The organism is Mesobaculum littorinae (assembly GCF_004011175.1).
GTDB lineage: Bacteria > Pseudomonadota > Alphaproteobacteria > Rhodobacterales > Rhodobacteraceae > Tranquillimonas > Tranquillimonas littorinae.
In genome coordinates, this window is the sequence record NZ_RQXX01000011.1 from 17,991 (window position 1) to 40,898 (window position 22,908).

Genomic DNA, 22,908 nt, shown 5'->3' on the forward strand with positions numbered 1-22,908 from the left:
GACAGCGGGGCCCGTACCCGCGCCTCTCCGGACAGGATAGTCTTTATCATGATCCCCTATTTCCAGCGATACGAGGGGCGGATGCCCGCCTTCGTGCCGCCCCAGTCGGCGCGCGCCGAACGGCTTTGGCACCTTCTTGCGGGCCTCACCCTGGGGCTTGGGGCGTGGTACATCCTGTGGCGCTGGACGGCGTCGCTGAACCCCGAGGCGATGACATTCTCGGTGCTGGTCGCGGGGGCCGAGACGCTGGGCTTTCTCGGCACGCTTCTGTTCGTGCATGACATCTGGCGCGAGGGCGACACCGCCCCCGCCGCGCCGCCCGCGACCCGGGCCGAGGCCGGGCTGCCGGACGCAGACGCAGACGCGATCGAGGTCGACCTGTTCCTGACCACCTACGACGAGGAGGTCGCGGTCGTCGCGCCCTCGATCGCGGCGGCGCAGGAGATGCGGGTGCCGGCGGGGGTGACGTTGCGGATCCACCTCTGCGACGACGGCGACCGGTCCGAGATGGCGGCGCTGGCCGGGCGGGCGGGGATCGGCTATTTCCGCCGCGACGGCAATCGCGGCTTCAAGGCGGGCAACCTGCGCAACGCGCTGTTCCGGTCCTCCGGCGATTTCGTGGTGATCTGCGATGCCGACACCCGGGTGCTGCCGGGGTTCCTGGAAAACACGCTGGGCTATTTCCGCGACCCGCAGGTCGCCTGGGTGCAGACGCCGCATTGGTTCTACGACATCCCCGAGGGCGAGGCCTGGGAGGACTGGCTGGCGCGCAAGGCGGGCGGCCGGGCCGGGCGGCTGGCGCCCGCGGCGGCGCGGCTGGCGCCGCTTTTCCGCCGGGCGACGGGGATGCCGCGGGTGGGCGCGGATCCGTTCCGCTCGGACGCGATGCTGTTCTTCGACGTGATCCAGCGGCGGCGCAACCGCAACGGTGCCTCGTTCTGCTGCGGCGCGGGGTCGATCCACCGCCGCGACGCGGTGTTCCAGGGTGCGCTCGACCACCAGGCACGGCTGGCGGGGCGCGGCGCGGGGCGGGCCCGGACGGGCCTCCTGGCGCGGCTCTTCGGGCTCCGGACACGGGGCCGCGCGCCGAAGCTGGCCGCGCCGCTGCTGCGGGGGACCGAGATGCAGCCCTTCCGTTACCACGTCTCCGAGGACATCCTGACCTCGATCCACCTGCACGGGGCAGAGAGCGGCGCGGGAGAGGCCCCGGGAACGGGCCGGCACTGGCGCTCGGTCTATCACCCGCAGGTCGAATGCCGGATGCTGTCGCCCTGGTCGATCGACGCCTGGAGCACGCAGCGCCTGAAATACGCCGGCGGCACGCTGGACATCATGCTGCGCGACAACCCGCTGTTCCGGCGCGGCATGCCGTGGCGCACGCGGCTGCACTATGCCGCGACCTTCTGGTCCTACCTCGCCACGCTCTGGGCGCCGGTGCTGCTGCTGGCGCCGGCGGTGGCGCTGGTCGCGGGCGTGGCGCCGGTCGCGGCCTATTCGGGCGAGTTCTTCGCGCACCTGCTGCCGATGCTGGTAGCCAACGAACTGGCGATGCTGGCGGCCTGCAAGGGCTACAACATCCACCACGGCCGGGCGATGACCGTGGCGTCGCTGCCCTTGCAGATGCGCGCGCTCTGGGCCGTGGCGCGGGGGAAGCGGCCGCGCTTTCCGCCGACGCCCAAGACGCCGGTGATCTCGCCCTCGCTGAAGCGGGTGATGCCCAATGTGGTGCTGCTGGCGGCGATGGGGGGCGCGCTGGCCTGGGGCCTGGCGCAGTACCTTGCGGGGACCGAGGGTTACGGGCTGCCGATGCTGGTGGTCAACGCCTTCTGGCTGTCGTGGAACATGGCCGCGGTGGGGCAGGTCGTGCTGGCGGCGCTGTGGCGGCCGCAGATCGAGACCAACACAAAGGCCGGGACAGAGGTAGGCACAGAGGCCCTATCTGCCGCCGCCGCTGCGCCGCGTCGCCCTTCCCTTTCCGCCGCGCCCGCGGCCCCCTGACGAGGATCCCGCCGATGACACGCGTCTTCTCGCTTCGCCCCAGCCTTTTGTTCCTGACGGGCCTTGGGCTGGCCACCGCCATCGCCGTGGGCGCCGACGGGGCCGGCCGCGTGGCCCGCCAGCCGCTGGCCGGGCTGGACCTGGCACAGCCCGCCACCCCGGCGCCGCTGGCGCCGCGGCCGCTGACCACCGCCGACCGCGCCGCCGCGGCCACCGCCTGGCGCTACATGGAGGCCAATACCCACCCCGAAACCGGGCTGGTCAGTTCCGTCGCGGGCTACCCCTCCTCGACCATGTGGGACCAGGCCTCCTACATCCTGGCCCTCGTCGCGGCCGAGCGGCTGGAGGTGATCGACGCGGACGAGCTGTCGTGGCGCGCGGGCAAGATCCTGGACAGCCTGTCGCGGATGGCGCTGGTCGACGACCAGCTGCCCAACAAGGCCTACCACACCGGGACGCTGGCGATGGTGGACTACGGCAATTCGCCCACCCCCCGCGGCATCGGCTGGTCCGCCGTCGACATGGGGCGGATGCTGGTGGCGCTGCGGGTGCTCGAGGACCGGCACCCGCAGTTCCGCGACTGGGTGCGCGGCGTGGTGGCGCGCTGGAACCTCGACGGCATCGCGGTGGGCGGCGAGCTGATCGGCACCCGCCGCGAGGACGGCGAGGAGACCGCGCTGGAACACCTGCAGGAGGGGCGCATCGGCTACGAGCAATACGCCGCCCGGGGCGCCGCGCTCTGGGGGCTCGATGCGACCTCGGCGATCTCGGCGGGGCGGGTGATCGACTGGCACGGCGTGGCCGGGGTCGAGGTGGCGACCGACCTGCGCCGCGCGGCCAGCTTCGGCGCGATCACGCCCGTGGTCAGCGAACCCTACCTGCTGCAGGGGCTCGAGCTGGGGCTGAACGGCGAAGGCGCCCGCCTGGCTGCCGCGGTCTACCGCGCGCAGGAGAACCGCCATGCCCGCACGGGCCAGCTGACCGCGGTCTCGGAGGATCACATCGATCAGAAGCCCAGCTTTCTCTACAATGCCGTCTTCAGCAACGGCCGGGACTGGGCCGTGGTCACCGAAAAGGGCAGTTTCCACCCGGAGCTGCGCACCGTCAGCCTGAAGGCCGCCTTTGGCTGGGACGCGCTTTACGGCACCGACTACACCGCGCGGCTGCGCACCGAGCTGGCCGACCTCGCCGGCCCCGGCGGCTGGGCCGCGGGCCGCTACGAGGCCGACGGAGAGCCCAACGCGATCCTGACGCTCAACACCAATGCCGTCGTGCTCGAGTCGCTTTACTACAAGGCCTTCGGCCCGATGCTGCGCTGAGCCGCGGCAGCCGTTCCGGGCGCGCGCCGGGTGGCCCTTCGGGGTGGGCGGTCTGGGGCCGGTTGTTCCAGGGCGGGTCTGGCCAAGGCGGTTCGGAGGCGGCCCCCGGGGCGCATTTTCCGGGGCCGGCTCAGGGATCGTTAAGCTTGATGCGCTAGACAGGATCCAAGGCAATCGAAGTGGGGTCGCCGATGCGGCAGTTCAGGAAGGAACGGCTGAAGCGGCGGCCATGGGGAACGCATCCCTTGGGGGCCGTGTCGCGGAAAATCCGGGCACGGATCCCCCGATGCACGGGGGCGGGGCTTGTCGCCGCACTGGGCCTTCTGGCCGGGTGCGGCGGCGGCGATCCCACCACGCTGGCGCTGCGCACGATGCGCCCCGATGCAGCCCCGGTGCGCAACCTCACCTCCTTCGGCATGCCCTTGCACTGCATGGACGGGCTTCTGGCCGCCAGCGGCCGTCCGCGCGTCACCCTGTCGTCCAGCGACATCCCCGACCTGACGCGCAAGTTGCCGGTCGGCGCCGACGACATGCTGATCAATGCCATCAGCCAGATGAACCGCAGCAGCGGCACCTATGTCTTTCTCGACCAGACCCATGTGCGCGGCACGGGCATCAACGTCATCGTGGCCGAGGATCCCAAGAAGAACGACCCCCGGCCCGACTACTACATCCGCGGATCGATCTCGCAGGTCGACCGCGGGGTGCATGGCCGCGAGACCGGGATCGGCGTGTCACCGACCGAGATCGACAGCGACGTGCTGGGCGCGGTGGGCGTGTCGGGCAAGCGCACGCTGTCGGTGGTGTCGGTCGACCTGCACCTTGTCGACTACGACACCCGCGCGGTGCTGCCCGGCGCGTCGGTCGCCAATTCCATGGTCGTCGTGGGGCGCAGCTGGACCGCGGGGGCGGCGGGGCTGATCAACCTGCGGCCCTTCGACCTGACGCTCGAGATCTCGCGCCTGGAATCGGAAAGCCAGGCGGTGCGCAACCTGATCGAGCTGGGGGTGATCGAGCTTCTGGGCAAGCATGCCCGTGTGCCCTACCACACCTGCCTCGCGCAGGGCATGACCCGGCCGCTGGCGGCCCGCGCCTCGGACGAGGCCGCGGCGCGGGCAGCTGTCCGCCCCTTCGCCGGGGCCGCCGCGCCGGCCGCGGAAAGGGCTGTCGAACGTGATGCCGCCCGTGCGGCCGAACGCCCTGCGGCCCGTGCTGCGGCCCGTGCTGCGGAGCGCGTGGCCGCGCGTCCGGGGGGGCGGCCCGGGATGGGGTCCGCGCCGCAGCTCGGGGTGAGCAGACCCGCGGCAAGGCAGGCCCTGCCGAAAGCCGCCGCCACGGCTCCTGCTGCCCCGGCTGCGAAAGCTTCCGTGCCCCAAACCTCTGCACGCCAGGCCTCTGCACCTCAGACCCCGGGCCGCGCACCGACGTCGGCCGCGGCGTCCTCTTCGTCGGTTCCCTCCCAGGGTCCCTTCGGGGCTCCCTCCCCTCCCCCCGCCGCGGTGCCGGCCCTGCCCGAGGCCGAGGTGCGCGCGTTGCAGACGGCGCTGGTGATCCTGGGCTACCTGCCGCGAACCACGGGCCGCTTCGATTCCGCCACGCGCGGCGCGCTGGCGCGGTTCCAGCAGGGCGAAGGGCTGATCGCCAGCGGCCTGCCCGTCGGCGACACGCAGGCGCGGCTGCGGCTGCGGCTGGCCGGCGCGGGCTGAGGCCCGGCCGGGGTCCAGATGAGGGGCCGATCGCCACGCTGCCTATCGATCGGCTGCCGGTCGATAGGCAGCGGGACACATCTTTGGGGGGGGGGCGCCCTAGGAGGTCCCCCCTTTTCGCCGGAAACACTGCGTCTGCCCCGGGGGGCTATGACTGGGCGACCTATGGCTGCGGCGGTCGCGAGCGTCGGTTGTGCGGACGAAGCTGTCGTTCACGCGGTTAGGGAAACTGTTTCGTGACCTCGATCCGACCGACTATGGCGTCGTTGAAAGAGTTCATCTCCTCGGCTGGTATCCAGTACTCTAGATGAGCACGACCTCCTGCTTTCTGCACATCGTAATTATCAAGAAAAGACTTCAGAACATCAAAGCGAGTCACGAACCCGGAACCGCTTGCTTTTACGTTCCAATCCCGTGCGATTTTTATGGCATAGTCTTCCGTCAATACCGGATAAAAAATCGGCTGTTCTGGCAATCGGGGCGGGAACACTTTCATGTCCGACTGCTCAATAAGCTCAAGCTCTTGGGGCCCCACGGGGCGCCAAAGAGTCACTGTTTCGGGTTCGATGCTCATGATAATTGTCTATCAGCTCCCGCGATAAAAGCTCAATACAGTTCGTCAAGATGGGCTCGAAGCAGTCATGCGGCAGGCCGGCCTCCGGGGCGTTTGCCAGTGATGCCTGGCGGGGGCGCCGACCGGCACGCGTCAGCCCAGGTCGACCACCATGATCTCGGGCGGGACGCCGAAGCGCAGCGGCACCCGTGAACATCCCAGCCCGCCCGAGACGCAAAGATGCCGACCGTGCTCGATGATGTGGCCGTAGGCAAAGCGGTTGCCGTAGCCCGAGGTGACGAGCGGCGAGTAGCCCAGCACCCGCACCTGCCCGCCATGGGTATGGCCCGACAGCGTCAGCGCCACCCGCTGCGGCACCTTCGGAAAGATGTCGGGTTCATGCGCCAGCAGGATCGCCGGCGCGTCGTCATCGGCCAGCGGCGCCAGCGTCGCGGCCAAATCGTGGTGCCCCGGGCGGGCCGCGCCCCGGAACGCCTGCTGCGAGCCGAGCCCGGCCAGCCAGAGATCCTGCCCGCGGTGGCGCAGCTTCACCGCCGCGTTTTCGAGCACGGGGATGCCGTCGCGGTCGAAGGCGGCGTGCCAGAAGGTGGGGCCCCCGCGCCGGGCCTGCGCGTGCCGGTCGAGCCACCAGTCGTGGTTGCCCAGCACCGCCCAGACCCCCAGCGGGGCCTGCAGCTGCGAAAGGATGGCGATGATGTCGCCGGTATAGACATCGCGGCTGACATAGGGGTGATCGGCCTTGTAGTCGCCCAGAAGCACCACGAGGTCGGGCGCCAGCGCCAGGCTTTGCCGCACGATGCGCCGCAGCCGGTCGGGCGTCATCTGCGGCGGCCCCATGTGGATGTCGGCCAGCGCCACGATGCGCAGCTTCAGCCCTTCGGGCCAGGTGGCGGGGCGCGGATGCCAATGGGTCTCGACCAGCCGGAAATAGGGCTCGACCCCGGTGGCATAGCCCGCCGCGGCCGCCGTGGGGGCCAGCACCCCCCCGCCCAGCAAGAAATCCCGCCGCCGCATCGCCTGTCCTTCGCCCCCCGCGTTGTCCCCGTTCAGGGGGTGATGCCACAGGAGGGGCTAAGATTTCCTTCGTGGCTCGCCTCGCCGCGCGCAGGCCCCGGCCAGCGTCCGCCGCTCTCGGGGCCCGCCCCCCGCGCGCGCGGCGTTGCCCCCCGCGCGCGGCGTTCTCGTCCGGGGCGTCTTGCGAAACGGCCCGGAAATCCGCATCTTCAGGGTGCAGACCACAGCCCGGAGCCCGAGATGAAGAAGACGTCCGTCACCACCCCCGTGAAGGGAGGATGGGTCACCCGCGAAGCCGGGACGGGCCGCTTCGTGAAGGTCCGCACCGCCAACAGCGCCTCGCGCGCCAATACGAAGACCGGCGACATCCTGAAGGAGACGGCAGCGCGGCGCAGCGCGGCGCTGGCGCGGCTCGCCGATCGCTAGGCGCCATTACCGGCTGACCCTGGCCGATGCCATCGCCGCGCATGATGCTGCACTGCAGTTCGGCGGGCGCGACGGCGTCTCCAGCCTGCACCTGATCGAATCCGCGCTCGCCCGGCCCTATTCCGGCTATCATCCCGAGCTGTCGCGCAAGGCCGCGGCGCTGCTGCACAGCATGGTCAACAACCATGGCTTCATCGACGGCAACAAGCGCACCGCCTGGCTTCTGGTCGAGATCCTGATCCACCGCAGCGGCTATGTCCTGGACATCCCCGATGACGATCCCATCGACGACCTGGTCGTCGCCGTCGCCTCGGGCGGGCTGGGGCCCGAGGAGCTGGACGCGTGGTTCCGCGCCCGGCTGGTCCGGGACTGACAGGGGCCGGGACGGCGGTTCCGGGGGGCGGTGTCGGCGCGAGGGGGGGGCGGCGTCGACGCTGGCTTTCGTGGCGGGTCTCGCGGTGGCGGCCCGCGTCAGCCCCGGCTTTCGACCCGGGTCCCCTGGTCGAACGACCTTGGCCCGCCGTCCTGAGTTCGCCGTCCTGAGTTTGCCGCCTTTCGTTGCCGGCCCCCAGTCCACCGCCCTTGGTCCACCGCCCCTAATCTATTGCCGCGACGGCGGCGACGGTGCCCAGCACGCGGCCCAGATCGGCGACGTTGGTGACGGTGCTGTCGTAACAGGCGATGGCGTCGCCGGGCAGAAGGTAGGGGTCGTAGTCGTCGCGGTCGGGCCGGTCGAGCATCTCCTCGATGTCGCGCTCGATCACCACCGACACGCCGGTCGCGGGGTTGCGCGACAAAAGCGCCGCGGCGCGGTTGGCGCTGGTGGCGCGGATGCCGCCCACGCAGTTGTTGTCGACCACCGCCTGCATGAAGCGCGTGCCCCACTGCACCTCGCGCACGTCGCGGCCGATGGCGGCCTGCGAGTTGCTGGTGGCGGGGACCGTGAGGCTCGACATGAAAAGCGTGATGCCCGGCGGGCTGAACGGCCCCGGCACCATCAGCTCGTCCTGGAAGCACTGGCGCGAGGGCACGACGATCTCGTCGCCGGCCACCAGCATCACGTCGTCGAAGGCACCGCCGGCGAAGCCATCGCGCAGGTCCACCCGCCAGACCGCGCCGGCGCGGCGGATCTCGACTGCGGAAAGGTCGGCGTCGGGGCGGATGCCGCCGGCGCTGCGCAGCGCCACCGACAGGTTGCGCCCCTCGGTCGAGGCGCCGAAGGCCACCCGGCGCAGCGCGTCGGCCTCGGCCCCCGCGACGGCACCGATATCCTTGGCGCCGGGTTCGAAGACCGCCCCCGACACGGCGACGCGCACCGCCGCGAAATCGGTCAGCAAAAGCGATACCGGCGGCGTCTCGACATAGAAGTCCGAGGCGACCAGCCCGTCGCGGATGTCGGTCACGACCTCGGCGGGCGCGCGTCCCTGCGCCGGGATCGGGTCGAGATAGGGCAGCTTCAGCGTGCCGTCGCGCGAGATCACGTAGGAGCCGGTGAAGGTCTCGTCCTCGGCCACGCGCAGATCGACCAGGTCGCCGCGCGACAGGATCTCGCCCTGCAGCGAGGGCGGCAGCATCCGCACCCCCTTGCCGTCGCTGACCACCCGGCCCGTCCCGGCGGCGGGGCCGCGCGGCGGCAGGCAGGGTTCGGCGTTGATCGCGGGCGCGCGCAGGACGCGGGCATAATCCTCGGGCGGCGTGCGGTACTGGGCCTGGTAGGCGCGGCCGACGGTTACGGAGCGGTTGGCGATCGCGGGCTCGATGTTCTCGCGCATCCGTTCGGGACTGCAGCCGACACCGGCCGCCGCCAGGATGGCGAGGGGAAGGAGCGCCCGCCGCGGCGCCGGAATGCCCAAGGGTGCTGCGATGTGCCTGCTCCGCCCTTTCGTGCGGCCCGGGGATGCGGGCCTGCCGGCCCGATTATGCCCCGGGTCCGGTTCGGGGCGAGTATGCCCTGCGCGGGGCCGGCCCGTCTATACCGATGGGTAGGAAAAGGCGAAAATGCGCAAGGCCGCTCGCCCGAGGCGACAGCGACAGCTGCGCCGGGACGGGCGATAAGGGGGCAAGCTTCCCTCTCCGCCATCCCGACCCCCGTTTCCGGGGGCCGGGGCCTTCCGCCCTGCCATCCCGCTCGATCTTGCGCCCTGCCCGGTCCCTGCCTCTCTCGCCTCGCCTCGCTTCGTCCGCTCCGCCTCACCCGTCCCGTTTGGCCCGTCTACCTGTCACTGCCCGCCCGCCATTCCCTGCCCGTCACGCCCTGCCCGTGATTTCGTAACAGCCGCCGCCATCTCTCTCCTGCCTCTGCCCTCCGTCTTCGCCCTCCGTCTTCGCCGCCCGTTTTCGCTTTCCCGCCGCCCTCTTCCGTCCTTGTCCCCCGAGGTTCCGTGATGCCGCTGACGCCCCCCGCCGGACATGCCCCGTCTTCCGCGATCGCGCCTGGGGCGCCCTCCCTGAGTGCCCGCTTGCTGTCGCGCGTCGGACCTTTCGGCCGCAACCTGGCTGCCTACGGCCTCTCCGAGGCCGCGGCCAAGGCGTCGCGGCTGCTGGTGGTGGCGTCCGTCGCCCGGTCGATGGACGCCCAGGCGATCGGCGTCGCCGCCGCGGCACTGGCCGCCGCCGACGTGCTGAAGGCGCTGACCGAGAACGGCGTCGGCCAGCGCATCATCGCCGCCCGCCCCGAGGCGCTGGAGGCGACCTGCGCCACCGCGCATCGCATCTTCTGGGCCTGGTGCCTGGGGCTCTTCGCCCTGCAATGCGGTGTGGCCGGGCTGATCTGGGCCCTGGGCGGCGGCTGGCTGTTTCCGCTGATGCTGGTGATCCTCGCCGCCGAATACCTGTTCATGCCCGGCGGGCTGGTACAGATCGCGCTGGCGATGCGCGAGGACAAGCTGCGCCAGACCGCGGCCATCGCCGCGGGCCAGGTGGTGGGGGCGAACCTGTTCTCGGCGGTGCTGGCCCTCATCTGGGCGGGGCCGCTGGCGCTGATCCTGCCGCGGCTGCTGGCGGCGCCGATCTGGCTTCTGGCGGCGCGGCGGCTGCGGCCGTGGCGCCCCTCGCGCGCTGCCCTGCGCGCGCCACTGGCCCCTTTCCTGCGCTTCGGCGCGGCGGTGCTGGGGGTCGAGGTGGTCAAGGCGTTGCGGATGCAGGCCGACAAGCTGGTCGTCGGCGCGCTGATGGGGCCCGAGGTGCTGGGCCTCTACTTCATGGCCTTCAACGCCGGGCTCGGGCTGGCCAATTCCTTTTCGGCGGCCTTCTCGATCGTGCTCTACCCGCATCTGTGCGCCGCCCCCGACCGCGAGGCGGCGCTGCGCCGGGCGGTCGTGCTGGGTCTGGCGCTGATCGCGCCCGCCGTGATCGCGCAGGCGCTGCTGGCGCCCTACTACGTGCCGCTTCTCTTCGGCGCGCAGTGGGAGGGGCTGGCCGGCGTGGTCTCGATCCTCTGCCTCGCGGCGATCCCGGGCGTGCTGTGGTCGGCCGCGGCGCAGTGGCTGCGCAGCGCCGACCGCCCGCAGGTGGAGTTCGCGGTGACGCTGGCCACCACCCTGGCGCTGATCGCCAACACGGTGGTGATGGCGCCGCACGGGCTGGTGGGCATCGCCGCGGGCTACCTGGCGGTGGCGACCCTGGCGCAGCTGGCCGGGGCCTGGCCGGCCCTGTCGGTGGCCTTTGCCCCGCGGCGCGCGGCGGAGAAAGGCCGAACCCCGAAAGTCGGGAACATGGAGAGTGGTGGCATGGAGGGTGGTTGCGGGCCGCAACCCGCCTGACCTGGCCCGACCCACCCTGCCCGTCCCTGCCGTGCACCCCGGCCGGCAGACGCATCGGTGCGCCGGAAGTGCCGACATCCGGGCCTGACCGGCGGGATCGGGACATGCGGCAGGGTGGGCCGGGACTTGCGGGGCTCACCGACATGTAGCCGGGGCGTTCTGCAGGCATTCCCGGTAGGCCAGTCCGGCCGGCACACCCGCGGATCCGCCGATCAGGTGCCCGCCGTGCCTTGCCCCGCGTGTCTGGCCCTGCGTGTCCCGCCAGTCGCGTCCCGCTTCTGGCCGATGCCTGAGGGCGGGGCGGGGAAGGGCACCTATCCCAAAGGGGTAGGGCCTCTCCCGACGCGCCCCCGGCCTCGCCATCCGCGGCCGCGCGGCGGCGCGGGACCTAGGGTAATTTGCAGGAAAGACGCCTGCAGCCCCCGAGGTGCCCCGATGACCCAGTCCATGTTCCACCCCGCCGCCCCACAGGCCGAGGCCCCGGCCGTGCCGCAGGTCTCGATCGTGCTGCCCTGCTACAACGCGGCGGACACGCTGCAGGCGACACTGGACAGCCTGCTGGCCCAGACCCGCACCGACTGGGAGGCGATCTGCGTCGACGACGGCTCGACCGACGCGACCCGCACGATCCTGGCCGACGCGGCGCTGCGCGACCGCCGCATCCGGCTGATGCGCAACCCCGGCCGCGGCCCGAGCGCGGCGCGCAATGCGGGCGCTCAGGCCGCGCAGGGACGGATCCTGGCCTTTCTCGATGCCGACGACCTTTGGGCCCCGCAGAAGATCGACCGGCTGGTTGCCGCCTTTGCAGGCACGGGCTCTGGCCCCGCGACCGACGGCGTCTTTGCCCGCGTCGCCTTCTTCCGCACCGATCCCGCCGCGCCCGGCACCGTCTCGGCCCGGCCGCAGGCGACGCTCGACGTGGCCACCCTGCTGGGGGAGAACCCGGTCTGCACGATGTCGAACCTCGCCCTGCGGCGCGACCTCTTCGTCGAGGCGGGCGGTTTCGACGAAGGCATGGTGCATGCCGAGGACCTGGAGCTGCTGATCCGCCTGGTGGGCGGCGGCGCCCGCATCCAGGGCCTGGACGAGGTCCTGGTGTCCTACCGCACCTCGGCCGCGGGCCTGTCGAGCGACCTTTCCGCGATGGCCGCGGGCCGCGCGGCGGCGCTGGCCACCGCGCGGCGGCTGGGTCACAGCCCCTGCCGCCGGGCCGAGGCGATCCACCTGCGTTACCTCGCCCGCCGCGCGCTGCGCCTGTCGGCCGGGCGCGTCACCGCGCTGACGCTGGCGCTGCGGGGGCTGCGCGCCTCGCCGCGCGGCTTCTTCTCGCCCCCCCGCCGCGGCGGGCTGGTGGCGGCCGGTGCGCTGGCCGCGCTGGTGCTGCCCCGCCCCGTCAACCGCGCCCTCTTCGCCCGCTGATCGTCTCGCCTCTTCGAGAAAGGCTGCCCGCCATGACCGTCCAGATGACCGCTTCCCAACCGACCGCGCCGCAGGCCAGCACCGCGCCGCAGGCCAGCATCGTCGTCCCGGCCTACAACGTCGCCGCCACCCTGCCCGCCACGCTGGAGGCGCTGCTGGCGCAGAGTTTCACGGATTTCGAGATCATCATCGTCGACGACGGGTCGACCGATACCACGCTGCAGGTCGCCCGTGGCTATGCCGCCGACCCCCGGGTGCGGATCGTCAGCCAGGCCAACCGCGGGCTGGCCGGCGCCCGCAACACCGGCATCCACCATGCCCGCGGCGCCTTCGTCGGGTTCTGCGATGCCGACGACCTCTGGGCGCCGGGCAAGCTGGCTATCCACGTCGTTCACCTGCGCACCGCGCCGGCCGTCGGCATCAGCTATTCCGGGTCGGCCCTGATCGACGAGGCCGGCCGCCCGCTGGGCCTCGCGCAGGCGCCGCGGCTGCGCCGGGTCGCGGCGCGCCACGTCTTCAAGCGCAACCCCGTCGGCAACGGCTCGGCCCCGGTGATCCGGCGCGCCGCGCTCGACGCCATCGCCTGGCGTCCCGCGGGCGAGACCGAGCGCGACTGGTGGTTCGACGAAAGCTTCCGCCAGTCCGAGGATATCGAGACCTGGCTGCGGCTGGCGCTGACCACGCGCTGGCAGCTGGAAGGCGTGCCGGGCGCGCTGACGCGCTACCGCATCTCGGGCACCGGCCTGTCGGCCGGGACCGAGCGGCAGTTCGAGGCGTGGGAGCGGATGGTCGGCAAGCTGACCCCGCTGGCGCCCGGTTTCTTCGACCGCCACGCACCGGCCGCGCGGGCCTACCAGCTGCGTTACCTCGCGCGCCGCGCGATTTCGAGCCGCGACGCGGACCGGGCGGCGGGCCTGGCCCGGGCCAGCCTGCGCGCCTCGCTGCGCCCGCTGGTCGAGGAACCTGCCAAGACCCTGACCACCTGCCTAGCCGCAGGCGCGCTGGCCGTCCTGGGCCCCGCCGCCATCACCCGGGCCGAGGCGCTGCTGCGCCGCCGCCCCGCCTGACCCCCGCCTGATCCACCTCTCCCTGACCCTCTTCCGACAGATCCCCGAAAGGAGACCTTCCATGGCCCAGCTTCGCATCCTGCACCTGATCGACGACACCTCGCCGGGCGGCGTGATGCGCATGCTCGACCACATGACGGGGGATCCCCGGCTGGCCGCGCTCGGGCACCATGAGGTGGTGAAGGTGGCCCGCGGCCGCGCCGGGCGCCTGACGCTCGAGGCGGATCTGGTGATTTCGCACATGACGCTGAACTGGCGCAGCCTGCCGGGGCTGATGTCCCTGCGCGCCCGCCATGCGCACCTGCCCATCGTGCAGATCGAGCACAGCTATTCCGGTGCCTTCATGCAGCACAACGTGACGCAGCGCGACCGCTTCGTGACGATGCTGCGCACGGCCTACGCGCTTTTCGACAAGGTGGTCGCGGTCAGTGCCGGACAAGGCGCGTGGATGGAGGATTTCGGCCTGATTCACGACCGCAACCTGCGGGTGATTTCGCCCTGTGTCGACCTGTCGGCCTTTCTGAAACTGGCCGCCCCGGCGCAGCCGCGGCCGCGGGTCCTGGGCGCGATCGGCCGGTTCGACACGCAGAAGGGCTTCGGCATGCTGATCGAGGCGTTCCGGCGCGTCGAGTGCCGCGACGCCGAGCTGCACATGATCGGCGACGGCCCCGAGCGCAGGCGGCTCGAGATGCTGGCCCGCGGGGATGCGCGGATCCGTTTCCTGGGCTTCGCGGCCGACCCCGCGCAGGCGATGGCGCGTGTGGACGCGGTGGCGATGCCCTCGCAGTGGGAGCCTTATGGCCTTGTCGGGCTCGAGGCGCGGGCGGCGGGCCGGCCGCTGCTGGCCGCCAAGGTGGACGGCCTGCGCGACCAGATCCGCGGCGGCGCGATCGCCGTCAATCCCGGTGCCCCGGCCTGGGCCTCGGCGATCAAGGGCCTGCTGTCGGGCGCCGAGGCCGGGCAGACCGACCGGGCCCGTCGCGATGCGGCCGACGCCGGGACCCGCTTTGCCGCCGGGTGGGCCGCGCTGACCGAAGAGCTGGTCGGTCCTGCCGAGATCGGGGCGGAAGCCGATCAGACCGCCCTTCAGGCGACCGCCACGCCGGAGCGGCCCCGCCTCGTGCGCGTGGCCTGACCTTCGGGTGGTTTCGCCCCGGCCCCCAGGCCGAGGGCGTTCGGGCCGCTTCTGCAAGACAGTCCTTGGGGGCGCGGACCTGTCGGGTCCGTGCCCTTTCGCGTCCGGCGGTGCGTGCAGGACAGGCGGGTGTGCGCCCGCGGCAGGCCCGGCGCGGGCGCCCCCGCGTCCGGCCCGCGGGGGTTTCACACCCCCGCACCCCCGTGGAGTATTTCCGAAGAGAAGAAACCAGGGGCCGGGCGCTGCTGGCGGGGAAGGCCCCTGACGAAAACCGGGTGGCCGTTCGTCGTGCCGTGCGGCGTGGTCGAGTGCCCCGTGGCTGGTCCAGCGCCGGCGAGATCGACCGGCCCGGCGCCCCGAAACCCCGATCTGACGGCGCGGGGCTGACGGCGCGGGGCTGAAGGTTCGGACCTGGTGGGCCCGAGGTCGGTGGGCGGTTGGGTGGTGGCCCGTCAGGCGGCCCCGGTGGACTGCATCCTCGCGGTGGCGGCAGCCTGGGCGGCCAGTTCGGCCCTGAGCCGGCGGTCGCGCGCCTCGTCGGACAATTCGCGGGCATGCAGGCCCAGGATCATCAGCCCCGGCCAGAACATATAGGCCTCGATCTCGATGTTTTCGCCGAAGGACAGAAGCACCAGCGTCATCATGATGCCGAGCGGCAACCGTCCCCGCGGCCCGCGCGCGGCATCGACCAGCGCCAGGGCGGTCTGCCATACGAGCGGCACCAGCAGCGCCGCGAAACCCACCGCGCCCTTGACGAAGAGAAGGCCCCACCAAGTGTGGTGGCTGCCGATCGGCATGTATTCCACCAGGTGCGGCCCCGGGGCGACGCGGCCATGGCCGAACCAGAACGCCTCTTCCCGCCAGCGTTCCCCGGCGATGCGCTGCAACGTCTCGCGCACCCGGGTGCTGTCGGCGCGGGCGCCCTTGAAGGCGGCGACGCCGTCCTGCAGCATCTGCAGAAGCGCCGTGCCCAGCACCGCCATCGAGGCGCTGATCGCCGCAGCCACCTGCCAGGCCCAGCCCTTGAAGATCAGGGGCAGCATCCGCGGCCCGATGGTGCAGGCGACAAGCCCCACGAGCCCCATGCGCGACTTCGACAGAAGGATCATGATGACGCCCGCGGCGATCCCCGCGGCCATCCAGCGGCGGTCGCGTTCCTCGAGCGCGAAGAGCACCATGACCACGCCCAGAAGCGCGGCAAAGGGCGACCAGGGCACGTAGAACTGCCAGCGCGGCACCCCGGCGCCGGGATCGATGGTGTAGAAGTAGACCGAGAAGTATTCCGGCCCCGGCCCCCCCACCGCCTTCAGCGGCGAGGTGAAGATCTTCTCCGGCAGGCCGATCATCGGCGCCACGAAGAGGATCGGCGTCAGGATCAGTGTCCAAAGCGCGACGTGGCAATGCCCGCGCACCAGGATCTCGCGCCGGACGGGCAGGATGGCGCCCGCGAAGGGAAACAGCGCCACCAGCGCCCAGCCTTTGGCCCAGCCGATGGTCGACTTGATCGTGCCCTTGGCGCCGAAGCCCCAGTTCAGGTGCCCGACCCAGAGCGCGATCAGCATCACCCCCATGCCGAGGATCCAGGCCCAGACGACGGGCGGGATCGATCCGGTGGGGCGCAGGTCGCGGCGGATCGCGGGGCCGAGGAACAGCGCCAGCGCCGCCAGCCCCGCCAGGATCCAGCCCAGCACCGGCCCCACGACGTAAAGCGCGCCGATGAAGTAGAAGGGCCAGGTCAGCTGCAGGCTGCGCAGGGCGATCTTCTCGGCCGGGTTCTGCGGGCGCAGGGGCGCGCCCGGTCCCACCCCATGGGCCGCAACCCCTGCAGCAGCCTCCGCAGCGGCCCCTCCGGTCATGCCGGCAGGCCGCCGCCGGGGGCCAGGGGGGCGGGCCCCTCGGGGCCTGCGGCTTCGCGCCGGCGCGGGGCGTCCGCGGTCTCGGGGTTCTCCAGCAGCCGGCCGATCAGCGGCCGCCGCAGCCAGGTCAGCATCAGGCCCATCAGCAGAAACAGCGTCCCCGCCACCCCCGCCGCGATGGCAAGCTTGGTCTTGGGGGAGGACGGCCCTTCGGGCAGCGACGCGTTCTCGAGCACCTGCACCAGCGGGTAGGAGGCATAGAGGTCGGTCTTGGTGGTTTCGGTCCGTGCCAGCGCCGAGGCAAAGACCGCCTCGGCCACGCGGAAATCGCGCTGCAGGTCCTCCAGCCGGGCGGCGGGGTCGATCAGGTCGCGCACCCGCGCCTGGGTCTGCGCCAGCCGGGCGATCATCGCGTCGTGTTCGGCCGCGAGCCCCGCGCGCCGCGCCTCCTGCGTGACGAGCTGCGACAAAAGCCCCGAGCGGCCGCCGATCGGCGCCAGGTCGAGCTGCGCGATATCGCCGTCGCCGAGGTTCGTCACCCGCCGCGCGCGCGCCTGTGCCCGGTTGCGGGCGACGTCGTAGCGCGCCTGCACCGCGCGCACCTTGGGGTGGCTGTCGCCGTACTGGCTTTTCGCCTCGGAAAGCTTTGCCGCCTGCAGGCCCATCTCTTCGATGATCGCCGAGAATTCGCTGTCGGCATGCAGCTTCAGCGTGGCCGAGGCCAGCGCGGGCCCGATGCCGAGCGCGCGGCGCAGCGCCTCGACCGCCTCGGTCTCTTCGCCGAGCGCATTGGCCAGGTCGCTGGCCCGGCTGCGCAGCGCCTCGGCCTCGCCCACGAGGTTGTTGTACTGGTCGACCGAGATCAGCCCGCTTTCGCGCTGCAGCGCCTGGATCGCCACCCGGGTGTCGTCGACCGCGCCGCGGTACTGCGCGATGGCGTCCGAGCCGCTTTCGGTGCGCACGTCGAGCTCTTCGTTGCGCAACGCGTCGACCTCGGAGAAGAAGGCGCCGACCAGCGCTTCTGCGCGGTCCTGCGCGTCCTCGGGCGAGCCGCCGGTCATCTGGATGTGGATCAGCCCGGTCTGGTCGACCAGTTCGACCCGCGGCTTGCCCAGGGCCTCGCGCGCCACCCCCACCTGGGCCGCGGCGGCCGACAGGATGCGATCGGCCGAGAGCAGCCGCTTGTAGGTCTCGGTCGGGCTGACAGAGTTGTTCGAGAAGGGCGAGGAGGAGTTCGACGAGGCCTGCCCGATCTGGTCGAGGTTGACCGAGGCCGAGGCCCCGGCGCCGGGCAGGATCAGCGAGACCTGCGAGGTGTAGCGCAGCGGCGCCGTCGACAGGTAGCTGGCGATCGGCGCCCAGATCAGCGCCGCCCCCAGCAGGAAGAAGCCCAGGTAGCGCGGCAGACGGCCCAGGTCGTTGATCGGACCGCCGGCCAGCACCCGCACCACCGTCAGGTCGCGCAGCGGCGTGCGGAACGGCCAGAGCCGGCGCAGCGGCCGCAGCACCGCGCCCAGAATGCGGAAGGGCAGCGACAGGATCTGGCGGATCGCGGAACGTCGGGACATCGGGGCGGCTCCTGGTCTCGGGCCGGCCCCGCGAGGGGCGCCGGCGGCGTGCCCTTGCAGTCCTATAGTTAATACCTTGCCGTTTCCTGATCCCGGAGGGGGAGGGCCGCGGTTTTGTCGGGCGGTTTCCCTATCCGCACGGATAGGTCAGAACAGCCCGGCCTCCTTGGCGATCATCGCGGCCTGGGTGCGGTTGGCCGCGCCGATCTTGCGATAGAGCGTCTTGACGTGCAGCTTGACCGTCGGTTCCTGGATGTCGATGTCGCGCGCGATTTCCTTGTTGGACTTGCCCTCGGTCAGGCCGCGCAGCACCTGCAGTTCGCGCTGCGACAGCTTTTGCGCCAGCGGATGCGCCTCTTCGGCCTCGGCGGCGCGCAGCCAGTCCAGCGGCGCGTATTGCTCGCCCATCGCCATGAAGCGGATCGCGTTGACCAGCGACCGCGCCGCCAGCGTCTTGGGCAGGAACCCCGCCGCGCCCGCGGCCAGCGCACGCTCGGCCGTTTCGCGGTTGGCGGTGCCAGACATCAGCGCCACGCGCTGTCCCGCCCCCCAGGCCATGGCCCGGTCGAGCCCGGTCAACCCGGACATCCCCGGCATGTCGAGGTCGAGCACGATCAGGTCGTAGCCCCGGTCGCCGTCCGCGGCCGCGACGGCGGCTTCGGCGGCGGGATAATCGGCGACGCCCGTTGCCTCGATCCCGGCTTCGGATTCGAGATAGAGCAACAGGGTATCGCGCAGAAGATCGTGGTCGTCCGCGATCAGGACCCGCATGTCTTCCCCAATTCCCGTCTTGCAGCTTGCGGTTGATCCTAGGTGGCCCGGCCCGGGGCCACAAGCCCCGGAGAACAGACGGCTTTCGCTTTTCCCCGGTCGGTTGCGCGGTGTCCTGCTGCCCTGCCCCGCTTCTCTCCCCCGGATGCCCCCCTGGGATGACCCTCCGGATGGCCTCTCGCACGGCGCCCGGGATCCTTGTGCGGATCGCCCCCGGGCCGACCCTTCCCGGCGGGGCCCGGAACCTGGGAACCAAACCCCGGGGCGTGGTCCGGCTTCTGCGTGGCCCCTCTCCTGCCCCTCCGTTGCCCGGGGAGGGTTGGGGAGGCGGTTCCCGGGCAGCCCCGGTGTGGTCCCCGGTGCGGTCCCGCTCGGTCCCGCTCGGTCCCGTGCGGAGGGCAGGCCTGTCCGGTGGGATAGGTCCGCCCCCCCTCCGGCGGCGGGCACGACCGGAAGGGCCGCCGCTCTCTCCCTCCGCTCAGTTGAGCCTGAGGCCCCGTCCCGGGATGGTCAAGGCATCCAAGCAACGCCGGAGGCCGGTTCCATGAGCTACGCTGCCCCTTTCGATTTCACCCGTCCCGCCACCTCGGTTCCGGCGACCGGTCCCGCCGTTGCGTCTCCCACCGCCTCTCCTGCCGCGTTCTCTGCCGCCTCCCCCGCGGATCGTCTTGCAAACGCCGCAGCCAATCCCGCAGCCATCGCCGGGGACGTCTCCGAAACCGACGGGCTCGCCCGCCGCGCACTTTTCGGCCTGCAGGTGGTCGATGCCGACGCGGAGAGCGTCATCGCCCGGCTGCTCGACGCGGTCGAGACCGGCACCCCGCCGCAGCGGGTGGCTTTTCTCAACGCCCATTGCGGCAACGTCATGGCCCGCGACCCGGCCTATGCCGCGGCGCTGCAGGGCGCCGACATGGTGCTGCCCGACGGCATCGGGGTCGAGCTGGCGGCACGGATGCGCGGCGGCGGCTTTACCGAGAACCTCAACGGCACCGATTTCGTGCCCCGCCTGCTGGACGAGGCCGGCCGGCGCGGGATGTCCGTCTACCTCTTCGGCGGCGCACCGGGGGTGGCCGAGGATGCCGCGCTGGCGCTGTTGCGCCGGGCGTCGGGCCTGCGCATCGCCGGGGTGCGCGACGGTTTCGCCGGCGCCGCGGACCCGCAGGCCGCGCAGGAGGCGATCGCCGCCTCGGGTGCCGATATCCTGCTCGTGGCCATGGGCGTGCCCCGGCAGGACCTGTGGCTGGCCAATGCGGCCGACACTGACACCGGAATGGGGCCCGGCCTGTCGCTGGGGGTGGGCGCGCTGTTCGACTTCCTCGCCGGCCGGGTCCGCCGGGCACCGGCCGCGGTGCGGCGGGCACGGATGGAATGGGCCTGGCGCCTGGCGATGGAGCCGCGGCGGATGGCCGGGCGCTACCTGGTGGGCAACGCCACCTTCCTGGCACGGGCCGCGGCCCACGCGCTGTCCTGCGCCTTTCCGCGGGCCGACGTGGCCAAGCGTGCGCTCGACCTTGCCGTGATCCTTCCCGCGCTTTTGCTGCTGGGGCCGCTGTTCCTTGCCATCGCGGCGGCGATCCGGCTGGACAGCCGCGGGCCGGTGCTGTTCCGGCAGGTGCGGGTCGGGCGCGACGGGCGGTTGTTCGAGGTGCTGAAGTTCCGCTCGATGCATGTCGATGCCGAGGCGCGCCGCGCGGCGCTGCTGGCCACGTCGGACCGCGCCGGCGTCTGCTTCAAGTCCAAGGCCGACCCCCGGGTCACCCGCGTGGGCCGTCTGCTGCGGCGCTATTCGCTGGACGAGCTGCCGCAGCTTCTCAACATCGCGCGGGGCGAGATGTCGGTGGTGGGTCCCCGCCCTGCCCTGCCCGAAGAGGTTGCGGCCTATCCCGACCGGGCGCTGGCGCGGCTGGCGGTGAAGCCGGGGCTGACGGGGCTGTGGCAGGTTTCGGGCCGGGCCGATATCGGCTTCGACAAGATGATCGACATGGATGTCGCCTATACCGCCTCGCGCAGCGTGATGCTGGACGTGATGCTGATCGCGATGACCTTCCGCGCGGTGCTGACCGGCCGCGGCGCATACTGACACGACGCCTCCTGTCACGGCGCCCCCCTGCCCGCTCCGCCGGCCCCCGACGGGGCGGGCGGAGCGGCGTTGCGTGCGGTGACGGAAGACGGGGGGGGGGCGGGGGCGATCTCCAAAACGGGTCCTAAACGGGGCCACCGACCACACCCGGGACGAGAACGCCGCCGCCGCGCCGCGCTCTGCAAGCCCGGGGACATGCAGGATCCTATGTCGGCAGAAAGCGAGAATCCTAGGAACGCAGATTCCTAGGTTCCTGTGGTCCTAGACCCTGCCGTAGCGCTCTTCCAGCAGCTCCAGCGCCTCGGCCAGAAGCTCGGGCACCTTGCGGCGGGTGCGGATCGCCAGCATCTCGTACCCGTCTGCCGTGCCGCGGGTGACGCGCTTGTTGAACTGCACCTTGTCGTGCTCGGCCACCTGCGAGAACTTCTCGCCCCGCGACGGCGCCGCGACGGCGCGGGGGCCCGCAGTTTTCGGCGCAGATTTCGGAGCGGTCCTCGGCTCGGGGTCGCTGCCCGGTGTCCGCGTCGCGGGTGCGCCCTTGCGGGCGGTTTCACCGGTGGTGCCGCCCTGCCCTTTCTCAGCCTCAGCCTCAACCTCGGTCCCGGCTGCCGGGCCGGAGCTGCCTTGCGGCGTCCCGGTGGCCTGCTTCTCCTGCGCTGCGGCGCCGCGGCGGCGGGGCGGTTCGGCGATCTGCAATCCCCGTGCCATCACGCGGCCTCCCGTTCGGCGGTCAGCTGGTCGACGATGCCCTGTGCGACGGCGATCACCTTTTCCTGCACCTTCGGGAAAGGCACCTCGGACGCGGCGCGGCCCTCGGCGTGACCCTGACGGATCGAGGCCATTTCGGGCAGGATCGGCCCCAGCGCCTGAAGCCCGGCCTTGCGGATGTAGCCGCGCGCGGCGCGATCCTCGGCCTCGGACCCGCGGGCGCGGCAGAACACGAAAAGCAGACGCTCGGTCGGAATACCGGCCTCTTCCAGCTCGTAGGCGGCTTCGATTTGCGGCTCCATGTCGTCGAGGCTGTAGCCCGTGGGCAGGATCACCAGGTCGCTGGCGCGCGCCATCACCCGCCCGCCCTGTTCGGCATGGGCGGGCCCGTCGAGGATCATCAGGTCGAAGCGGTCGGCCTCTTTCAGGGCGCGGTCGACGGTGCGGAACTTCTCGACCGCGATGTCGGGCTGCAGCCCGGCCAGGTCGCGCCGCGCCTTCCACTTGGTCGAGGTGCCCTGCGCGGGGTCGAGATCGGCGATCTTCACCGACCACCCCGCCTTGGCGATTTCCACGGCCAGAAGCCGGGCGAGCGCACTTTTGCCCACCCCGCCCTTCTGCGAGATCAAGGATAGTATCATGGCCTGCCTCAGGTTTTTGTTTATTAAGTCCTAGGATATCACGAAATTAGCCTTGCGACAACATAGGCTCCTGCGTTCCTAGGATCCTGCGTTTCCCTCCTTGCGGGTCGCTGCGTGACGGCTGGCAGGGCGCCCCCGCAGTGCGTCGAAAGCAGTGCGGTGCAGATCCTTCGGGGAAATCGCGAAGCTGTGCCTAAAGGGATCGCGGACCGAAGCGGCTGCATGGACATGGACAAGAAGGACCGCCGGACGGGATGGCGCAGAACCCTAGGATACATGCATCCTATATTTCGCCTCTCATAGCATCCTAGGCTCGCAGGGATCTGCAAAACTAGGATCTTTCTTTGCTGCGATCCTACGGACGCCCGCGTTTCTCGTACCAGCTGCGGCAGAACTTGATGAAGTGACGTTCGGGGAATTTCGGCTCGATCTCGTGCTCGCCCAGCCAGAGGCGCCATTTCTCCTCCAGCATGTAGACGTCCCAGCCCGGAGCCACCTCGCGCGCGTCGTGATGCGCCTCGGCATCGAGCCGGCCGTCCCAGGCCGTGGCCCAGGTAGCCAGCAGGCTGCCGCGGTTGCGAAAGGTCACCATGTCGGCGGCGGCATCGAAGGTGACGCTGTAGTCGGGCAGGTGGTCATAGGCGACAAGATCGCGGATCATCTCGCGAAACCGCTTCAACGGGCTTTGCGCGCCGGTCTTCTTCAACAGCAGGGGCAGGCCGATGCGCCATTCGTCCTGCTGGCCGCAATGCTTGCGCGCGATCTCGTAGACGCGCCGCTCGATCGGCTTGCGCAGGCGGAAGTAGTCGCGGTGCAGCGTCAGAACCTCCTGCGCGCGGATTGCGTTGAAGACCCAGTCCGACAG

At 71.5% G+C, this 22,908-nt stretch carries 19 protein-coding genes; 10 read left to right on the top strand and 9 right to left on the bottom strand.

Annotation, left to right across the window (positions count from 1 at the left end):
• The first annotated feature begins 48 nt into the window (after positions 1-48).
• From EKE94_RS18085 to EKE94_RS18095, 3 genes are all read left to right on the top strand, one after another.
• A complete protein-coding gene (locus tag EKE94_RS18085) occupies positions 49-1,998 on the top strand; it encodes a glycosyltransferase (protein WP_127908041.1) in 1,950 nt (649 codons plus the stop codon).
• A gap of 14 nt (positions 1,999-2,012) precedes the next feature.
• Positions 2,013-3,317, top strand: coding sequence for a DUF3131 domain-containing protein (locus tag EKE94_RS18090; RefSeq protein WP_127908042.1), 1,305 nt, complete (start codon positions 2,013-2,015; stop codon positions 3,315-3,317).
• 191 nt (positions 3,318-3,508) lie between these two features.
• Positions 3,509-5,023, top strand: coding sequence for a peptidoglycan-binding protein (locus EKE94_RS18095; RefSeq protein ID WP_127908043.1), 1,515 nt, complete (start codon positions 3,509-3,511; stop codon positions 5,021-5,023).
• 220 nt (positions 5,024-5,243) lie between these two features.
• Here EKE94_RS18095 and EKE94_RS18100 read toward each other — a convergent pair whose 3' ends face one another.
• Positions 5,244-5,597, bottom strand: coding sequence for an ADP-ribosylation/crystallin J1 (locus tag EKE94_RS18100; RefSeq protein WP_127908044.1), 354 nt, complete (start codon positions 5,595-5,597; stop codon positions 5,244-5,246).
• A gap of 132 nt (positions 5,598-5,729) precedes the next feature.
• Complete coding sequence (locus tag EKE94_RS18105) at positions 5,730-6,611, bottom strand: metallophosphoesterase (RefSeq protein ID WP_127908045.1); 882 nt, start codon at positions 6,609-6,611, stop codon at positions 5,730-5,732.
• A 240-nt stretch (positions 6,612-6,851) separates the two neighbouring features.
• Here EKE94_RS18105 and EKE94_RS18110 point away from each other — a divergent pair, with 240 nt between their 5' ends.
• Both EKE94_RS18110 and EKE94_RS19000 read left to right on the top strand, forming a co-directional pair.
• The gene (locus tag EKE94_RS18110; RefSeq protein ID WP_127908046.1) at positions 6,852-7,037 is read left to right on the top strand and encodes a hypothetical protein; all 186 of its coding nucleotides are present in this window, start codon (positions 6,852-6,854) and stop codon (positions 7,035-7,037) included.
• Between the two features lie 19 nt (positions 7,038-7,056).
• Positions 7,057-7,410, top strand: a complete 354-nt coding sequence (locus EKE94_RS19000; protein ID WP_328590515.1) for a type II toxin-antitoxin system death-on-curing family toxin — start codon at positions 7,057-7,059, stop codon at positions 7,408-7,410.
• Positions 7,411-7,633: 223 nt separating this feature from the next.
• Here EKE94_RS19000 and EKE94_RS18120 read toward each other — a convergent pair whose 3' ends face one another.
• Positions 7,634-8,809 (bottom strand): polysaccharide biosynthesis/export family protein, encoded by a 1,176-nt coding sequence (locus EKE94_RS18120; RefSeq protein WP_127908048.1) that lies wholly within the window; start codon positions 8,807-8,809, stop codon positions 7,634-7,636.
• 687 nt (positions 8,810-9,496) lie between these two features.
• Here EKE94_RS18120 and EKE94_RS18125 point away from each other — a divergent pair.
• The 4 genes from EKE94_RS18125 (at position 9,497) to EKE94_RS18140 (ending at position 14,419) form a co-directional block, all read left to right on the top strand.
• Positions 9,497-10,798 (top strand): oligosaccharide flippase family protein, encoded by a 1,302-nt coding sequence (locus EKE94_RS18125; RefSeq protein WP_235856100.1) that lies wholly within the window; start codon positions 9,497-9,499, stop codon positions 10,796-10,798.
• Positions 10,799-11,233: 435 nt separating this feature from the next.
• A complete protein-coding gene (locus tag EKE94_RS18130) occupies positions 11,234-12,217 on the top strand; it encodes a glycosyltransferase family 2 protein (protein WP_235856101.1) in 984 nt (327 codons plus the stop codon).
• Positions 12,218-12,249: 32 nt separating this feature from the next.
• Positions 12,250-13,284 (top strand): glycosyltransferase family 2 protein, encoded by a 1,035-nt coding sequence (locus tag EKE94_RS18135; RefSeq protein WP_328590514.1) that lies wholly within the window; start codon positions 12,250-12,252, stop codon positions 13,282-13,284.
• A gap of 61 nt (positions 13,285-13,345) precedes the next feature.
• On the top strand, positions 13,346-14,419 hold the full coding sequence (locus tag EKE94_RS18140; RefSeq protein ID WP_127908050.1) for a glycosyltransferase: 1,074 nt from the start codon (positions 13,346-13,348) through the stop codon (positions 14,417-14,419).
• Positions 14,420-14,871: 452 nt separating this feature from the next.
• On the opposite strand, the gene EKE94_RS18145 is transcribed toward EKE94_RS18140, so the two are convergent.
• From EKE94_RS18145 to EKE94_RS18155, 3 genes are all read right to left on the bottom strand, one after another.
• Positions 14,872-16,275 carry an O-antigen ligase domain-containing protein gene (locus tag EKE94_RS18145; protein WP_407940930.1) on the bottom strand — a complete coding sequence of 468 codons (1,404 nt, stop codon included), beginning with the start codon at positions 16,273-16,275 and terminating at the stop codon, positions 14,872-14,874.
• Positions 16,272-17,843: a GumC family protein gene (locus tag EKE94_RS18150; protein WP_206615118.1), complete on the bottom strand. Its 1,572-nt coding sequence runs from the start codon at positions 17,841-17,843 to the stop codon at positions 16,272-16,274. Before EKE94_RS18150 ends, EKE94_RS18145 begins: the two co-directional genes overlap by 4 nt.
• Positions 17,844-17,990: 147 nt before the next feature.
• Positions 17,991-18,614 (bottom strand): LuxR C-terminal-related transcriptional regulator, encoded by a 624-nt coding sequence (locus tag EKE94_RS18155; protein WP_127908051.1) that lies wholly within the window; start codon positions 18,612-18,614, stop codon positions 17,991-17,993.
• 544 nt (positions 18,615-19,158) lie between these two features.
• On the opposite strand from EKE94_RS18155, the gene EKE94_RS18160 reads away from it, so the two are divergent.
• Positions 19,159-20,694, top strand: coding sequence for a WecB/TagA/CpsF family glycosyltransferase (locus tag EKE94_RS18160; protein ID WP_127908052.1), 1,536 nt, complete (start codon positions 19,159-19,161; stop codon positions 20,692-20,694).
• A gap of 261 nt (positions 20,695-20,955) precedes the next feature.
• Here the strand turns inward: EKE94_RS18160 and EKE94_RS18165 are convergent, their stop codons facing one another.
• The 3 genes from EKE94_RS18165 to EKE94_RS18175 all read right to left on the bottom strand — a co-directional run.
• Entirely contained in the window at positions 20,956-21,402 is a 447-nt protein-coding gene (locus tag EKE94_RS18165) for a hypothetical protein (protein WP_127908053.1), read from the bottom strand.
• Positions 21,402-22,043 carry a ParA family protein gene (locus tag EKE94_RS18170; RefSeq protein WP_127908054.1) on the bottom strand — a complete coding sequence of 214 codons (642 nt, stop codon included), beginning with the start codon at positions 22,041-22,043 and terminating at the stop codon, positions 21,402-21,404. Before EKE94_RS18170 ends, EKE94_RS18165 begins: the two co-directional genes overlap by 1 nt.
• Positions 22,044-22,398: 355 nt before the next feature.
• Positions 22,399-22,908 (bottom strand): replication initiator protein A (locus EKE94_RS18175; RefSeq protein ID WP_206615119.1); only part of this gene is annotated, 510 nt, incomplete at its 5' end.